Here is a 5,362-nt window from a genome sequence, read left to right on the forward strand (position 1 = left end):
GGCCAGTATTTGTCGGCGGCGAGCTTGGCCAGCGCCGGCGCTTCCGGGTCGGTCTTGTCGGCGTCGGTCTTCTTGCCGACGACGACCGTCGTGGTCATCACCTTGTTGGCGTCTTCCGACCCGTCGAAAAGGTTGGTTTCATAGAAGCTTTCGCCCTTCTCGGCCTTGCCGATCAGTTCCACCAGATGCTGGGTCGGGAACTGGGTGGCGGCGAGCTCCAGGCTGTTCTTCTCGGGCTTGTCGATGTCGACCTTGAGGCCCTTGGGCTCCCTGGTCGCCATGCCCTTGACCTCCTTGTCGAGATTCTGGTCGACGAAGGATTTGGTGACGAAGGAGAAGGTCTTGCCCTCGGCATCCTCGAAAGTGGTCGTCTGTTGATCGGTCAGACGCGTATTGTCGTTGGTGACGATCTGGGTGACGAAGCGGAACTTTACCGTGTAGCCCTCGCAGGGCGAGCCATTGAATTCGTAGACCATGCGGCCCGAAATGCCGGTTATGCCGGAGCGGTCGGATGCCTTGTTGAGGGTCAGGTCGTAGACCGCGCGGTGCGCCTGCAGCGCCGGAACGGCAAAGGCGGGAGCCACCAGGAACAGCGCTGGCACAAGAACGGCAGGGAATGCTAGGCGCTTTGCGCGCATATGGTGCTCCGATCGTCGCGGCTGATGGCAGGCCGCAGGGAAAGATGGTCCAGCTTAAAAAAAGTCATGGCGGAAGCGAGGCAAAAATAGCAATTTCGGCCCGGCTCGCGCGGCGTCTTCAAGCAATAGGGAAATACGATGGGTGAAACAATCGAAAAGCGGCTAAGCGATCTCGGCGTCACAATTCCGGCTGCCGCCGCGCCGGCCGCCAACTATGTGCCCTATTGCCGGACCGGCAATCTGCTGTTCACGGCGGGGCAGTTGCCGCTCAAGGACGGCAAGCTGCAGGCGAGCGGCCTACTCGGCCGCGACGTCGATACGGCGACTGGCAAGGAAGCCGCAAAATACTGCGCCATCAACATTCTGGCGCAGGCCAAGGCAGCGCTCGGCGATCTCGGGAAGGTCCGGCGCCTGGTCAAGATCACCGTCTTCGTCGCCTCGGCGCCCGACTTTGTCGAGCAGCATCTGGTCGCCAACGGCGCTTCCGATTTCCTGGTCGCGGTGCTGGGCGAAAGCGGCAAGCACGCCCGCTCCGCCGTCGGCACCGCCTCGCTGCCGCTTAACGCGGCGGTGGAGATCGAAGCGATCTTCGAAGTCGAATGAGCCGGACCGATATCATGACCGACCTTTCCTGGCTGACCGCACGCCCTGTCGCGCATCGCGGCTTCCACGACATGAACAAGGCGCGCTGGGAGAACACGCTGTCGGCCTTCGCGGCCGCCGCCGAGCGCGGCTACGCGATCGAATGCGACGTGCATCTCTCCTCGGACCGCGTTCCCGTCATCATCCATGATGGCGACCTCAAGCGGCTGACCGGTGAGGACGGCTTCGTCTGGCAGCGCACGGCGGCGGAGCTCTCGGCGCTCAAGGTCGGCGGCACGGCCGATCATGTGCCGACGCTGCAGCAGGCGCTCGACCTGATCGACGGCCGCGTGCCGCTGGTGGTCGAACTGAAGGGCACGCCGGGCTACGACCAGGGCCTTGTGGCGAGCGTCGGCAAGATGCTCAATCGCTACAAGGGCAAGGCGGCGATCATGTCGTTCGACCATTGGCTGATCCGCGATTTTCCGAAGGACGCGCCCGGCATTCCTGGCGGGCTGACCGCCTACGGCAAGGACAACCAGTTGATCGAGGCGCATTTCGCCATGCTGGCGCATGACATCGCCTTCACCTCCTATGCCGCCGGCGACCTGCCCAACCCCTTCGTCAGCTTCGTGCGCCAGCGGCTGAAAATGCCGGTCATCACCTGGACCGTGCATGACCAGCCGGCGGTCGACCTCACCTTCAAATATGCCGACCAGATGACCTTCGAAGGTTTCGAACCCGACCTCGTAAAGGTGGCGTGATCCAGGCTTGCGCAGCCCCGTATGGAGCTTAAATAAGCCTCATGGATCAGGGTGATGACGATGATGGACAGATGGCGAATGCGGAGTTTTCGATCCGCGTCGCCTCCGGTATCGGCGCCTTCACCTGCGATGAGTGGAACGGCTTTGCCGGGACCACGCGCGGTGACAAGGAAAACGGCTACAACCCTCTCGTTTCATTCGCTTTTCTGAGCGCGCTTGAAGAGTCCGGCTGCGCTGTGCGCCGCACCGGCTGGCAGGGCCACCACCTGCGATTGGAGACGGCGCAGGGCAAGCTGCTGGGCGCCGTGCCCTGCTATCTCAAATCGCACAGCCAAGGCGAATATGTTTTCGACCACGGCTGGTCGGATGCGTTCGAACGCGCCGGTGGCCGCTACTATCCGAAGCTGCAAAGTGCCGTGCCGTTCACTCCCGTCACCGGCCCTCGCCTGCTGGTCAGCAAGGGCGAGGATGACAGCGCGGTGAAGGCCGGCCTCGCGGCTGGCCTGAAGATGGTGACCGACAAGCTCGGCGTGTCCTCCGCTCACGTCACCTTCGCCTCGGAAAGCGATGTCGTCACGCTGGAGGCGGCCGGCTTCCTGCACCGCACCGACCAGCAGTTCCATTTCTTCAATGAAGGCTTTTCGAGCTATGACGACTTCCTGGCCACGCTTGCTTCCCGCAAGCGCAAGGCGATGAAGAAGGAGCGGCGCGAGGCACTGGCCGACGGCATCTCGATCGACTGGCTGACCGGCAAGGACCTGACCGAAAGGGTCTGGGACGACTTCTTTGCCTTCTACATGGACACCGGCGGCAGGAAATGGGGCCGTCCCTATCTGAACCGCCAGTTCTTCTCGCTGATCGGCGAGCGCATGGCCGACGACATCCTGCTGGTGATGGCCAGGCGCAACGGCCGCTACATCGCCGGCGCCATCAACTTCATCGGCTCCGATGCGCTCTACGGGCGCAACTGGGGCTGCATCGAGAACCATCCCTTCCTGCATTTCGAGATCTGCTATCACCAGGCGATCGACTTCGCCATCGAACGCAAGCTGAAGGTCGTGGAAGCCGGCGCGCAGGGCGAGCACAAGCTGGCGCGCGGCTACCGCCCGGTGACCATGCACTCGGCGCACTACATCGCGCATCCCGGCCTGCGCAACGCGGTGGCCGATTATCTGCGCCGCGAGCGCCGTGAGGTCGAGCGGATGGGCGAATATCTCGAGGACCACACGCCATTCCGCAAGGATCTGGCCGAATAGCCCCTCGTCCTTGTCGAGGCAGGCATAATCGATCTCGGGTGACCTGCCTTGCCGCGCCATGACGGCTTCGCTACACGAGGCAGGACATCCTTGATCAGGAGCGCCCGCCATGGCTGACTACGATTCCGGCAACATCTTCGCGAAGATCCTGCGCGGCGAAATCCCCTCGCACCGTGTCTATGAAGACGATGCGGTCATCGCCTTCATGGATGTGATGCCGCAAGGAGCGGGCCACACCCTGGTGGTGCCGAAGGCGCCGTCGCGCAATCTGCTCGACGCTGACGCGGCCACGCTCGGGCCGCTCTTCACGATCGTTCAGAAGTTGGCGCGGGCGGTCAAGAAGGCTTTCGGCGCCGATGGCGTCACCATCCTGCAGTTCAACGAACCGGCTTCGGGCCAGACCGTCTACCACCTCCATGTCCATGTCATTCCGCGCTTCGAGGGCATCCCCTTGAAGCCGCACAGCGGACAGATGGAACAGCCCGAGGTGCTGGCGGAAAATGCGAGCAAGATCCGGGCGGCGCTTGCTGACTGAACGAGCGCCGGCCGAAGCGCGCGACCATGGCGCGGCGAGCTTACCTTTCCCGCTCGCCGCGCAGCTTGGCCCAATAGTCCAGCCGTTTCCTGATATCGCGCTCGAAGCCGCGCTCAGGCGGATCGTAGAAGGTGCGCCGGCCCATCTTTTCCGGGAAATAGTCCTGGCCGGAAAAGGCGTCGGGCTCGTCGTGGTCGTAGCGATAGCCGGCGCCGTAGTCCCCTTCCTTCATCAGCTTGGTCGGCGCGTTGAGGATGTGCTTGGGCGGCAGCAGCGAGCCGTACTCCTTGGCCGCTTGCGTCGCCGCCTTGAAGGCGGTGTAGACGGCGTTGGATTTCGGCGCGGTGGCGAGATAGACGGCGGCCTCGGCGAAGGCGAGCTCGCCCTCGGGCGAACCAAGATAGTCATAGGCGTCCTTCGCGGCATTGGCGATGACCAGCGCCTGCGGGTCGGCCAGCCCGATATCCTCCACCGCCATGCGCACCAGCCGACGGCCAAGATAGAGCGGATCCTCGCCGGCGTCGAACATGCGGGCGAGATAGTAGAGGGCGGCGTCCGGGTCGGAGCCGCGCACCGATTTGTGCAGCGCCGAGATCAGATTGTAGTGACCGTCCTGGCCCTTGTCGTAGATCGGCGCGCGGCGCTGGATGATGCGCTGCAGACCCTCCGGGCCGAACACCTCGCCGGACTTGGCGGCGCGCCACACTTCTTCGGCGAGCGTCAGCGAGGCGCGGCCGTCGCCGTCGCTCATGCGGACGAGCATGGCGCGCGCCTCGTCGTCGAGTGGCAGCGCCCTGCCCTCGGCATCCTCGGCGCGTGCCAGAAGCTTGGCGATGCTGTCCTCGCCGAGTGAACGGAACACCAGCACACGCGCCCGCGACAGCAACGCCGCGTTCAGCTCGAAGGATGGGTTTTCCGTGGTGGCGCCGACCAGCACGACGGTGCCGTCTTCCATCACCGGCAAAAAGCCGTCCTGCTGGGCCCGGTTGAAGCGATGGATCTCATCGACGAAGAGCAGGGTCTGGCGGCCGTTGGCGCGGCGCAGCTTGGCCGCCTCGAACACCTTCTTCAGGTCGGCCACGCCCGAAAACACCGCCGATATCTGCTCGAAGGCGAGCTTGGTCTCGCCGGCAAGCAACCGCGCAACCGTGGTCTTGCCGGTGCCGGGCGGCCCCCAGAAGATCATCGAGCCGAGAGAGCCGGAATCGATCAGCCTGGTCAGCGCGCCATCGGGACCGGTCAGATGCTCCTGGCCGACCACCTCGCCGAGGTTTTTCGGGCGCAGCCGGTCGGCCAGCGGCCGGCCGGGCGGCGCCTTTTCCGGTTCATCGACGCTGAACAGATCGGCCATGAACGTCTTCGAAGCTGGAGGGCGATCCCTTGGATCGCCTCAATAACGCAACACCTGGCGCAGTATCTGCCCGCCGCGCTCGACGGTAAAGCGCCACCAGCGCGTGTCCTGCTGGGCTATTTGCGCCAGCGTCGCCGCCGTGTCGATGGTCGTGCCGTTCACCTCACGCACAATGTCGCCCGGCTGAAAGCCGAAATCGGCCGCCGGCGAATCGCGATTGATATCTACTACGGTGA

7 protein-coding genes are annotated in these 5,362 nt (G+C 64.1%); 4 read left to right on the plus strand and 3 right to left on the minus strand.

Annotated elements, in window-relative coordinates; translation table 11 throughout:
* Window positions 1-638, minus strand: a 638-nt coding sequence (locus EN742_RS22765; protein WP_128333301.1) for a DUF1849 family protein, incomplete at its 3' end; no start/stop codon positions are given.
* A 138-nt stretch (window positions 639-776) separates the two neighbouring features.
* Between EN742_RS22765 and EN742_RS22770 the strand changes: the two genes are divergently transcribed.
* The 4 genes from EN742_RS22770 (at window position 777) to EN742_RS22785 (ending at window position 3,775) form a co-directional block, all read left to right on the plus strand.
* The gene (locus EN742_RS22770) at window positions 777-1,241 is read left to right on the plus strand and encodes a RidA family protein (RefSeq protein WP_126054455.1); all 465 of its coding nucleotides are present in this window, start codon (window positions 777-779) and stop codon (window positions 1,239-1,241) included.
* Window positions 1,242-1,255: 14 nt separating this feature from the next.
* Window positions 1,256-1,984, plus strand: a complete 729-nt coding sequence (locus EN742_RS22775) for a glycerophosphodiester phosphodiesterase (RefSeq protein WP_126054454.1) — start codon at window positions 1,256-1,258, stop codon at window positions 1,982-1,984.
* 41 nt (window positions 1,985-2,025) lie between these two features.
* Window positions 2,026-3,240, plus strand: coding sequence for a GNAT family N-acetyltransferase (locus tag EN742_RS22780; protein WP_126054453.1), 1,215 nt, complete (start codon window positions 2,026-2,028; stop codon window positions 3,238-3,240).
* 109 nt (window positions 3,241-3,349) lie between these two features.
* Window positions 3,350-3,775, plus strand: coding sequence for an HIT family protein (locus EN742_RS22785; protein ID WP_126054452.1), 426 nt, complete (start codon window positions 3,350-3,352; stop codon window positions 3,773-3,775).
* 40 nt (window positions 3,776-3,815) lie between these two features.
* Here the strand turns inward: EN742_RS22785 and EN742_RS22790 are convergent, their stop codons facing one another.
* Window positions 3,816-5,126: a replication-associated recombination protein A gene (locus EN742_RS22790; RefSeq protein WP_128333302.1), complete on the minus strand. Its 1,311-nt coding sequence runs from the start codon at window positions 5,124-5,126 to the stop codon at window positions 3,816-3,818.
* Between the two features lie 39 nt (window positions 5,127-5,165).
* Window positions 5,166-5,362: PDZ domain-containing protein (locus EN742_RS22795; RefSeq protein WP_148670201.1), on the minus strand; the 197-nt coding region annotated here is incomplete at its 5' end.

It is taken from the genome of Mesorhizobium sp. M4A.F.Ca.ET.020.02.1.1, from assembly GCF_004022645.1.
Classification (GTDB): domain Bacteria; phylum Pseudomonadota; class Alphaproteobacteria; order Rhizobiales; family Rhizobiaceae; genus Mesorhizobium.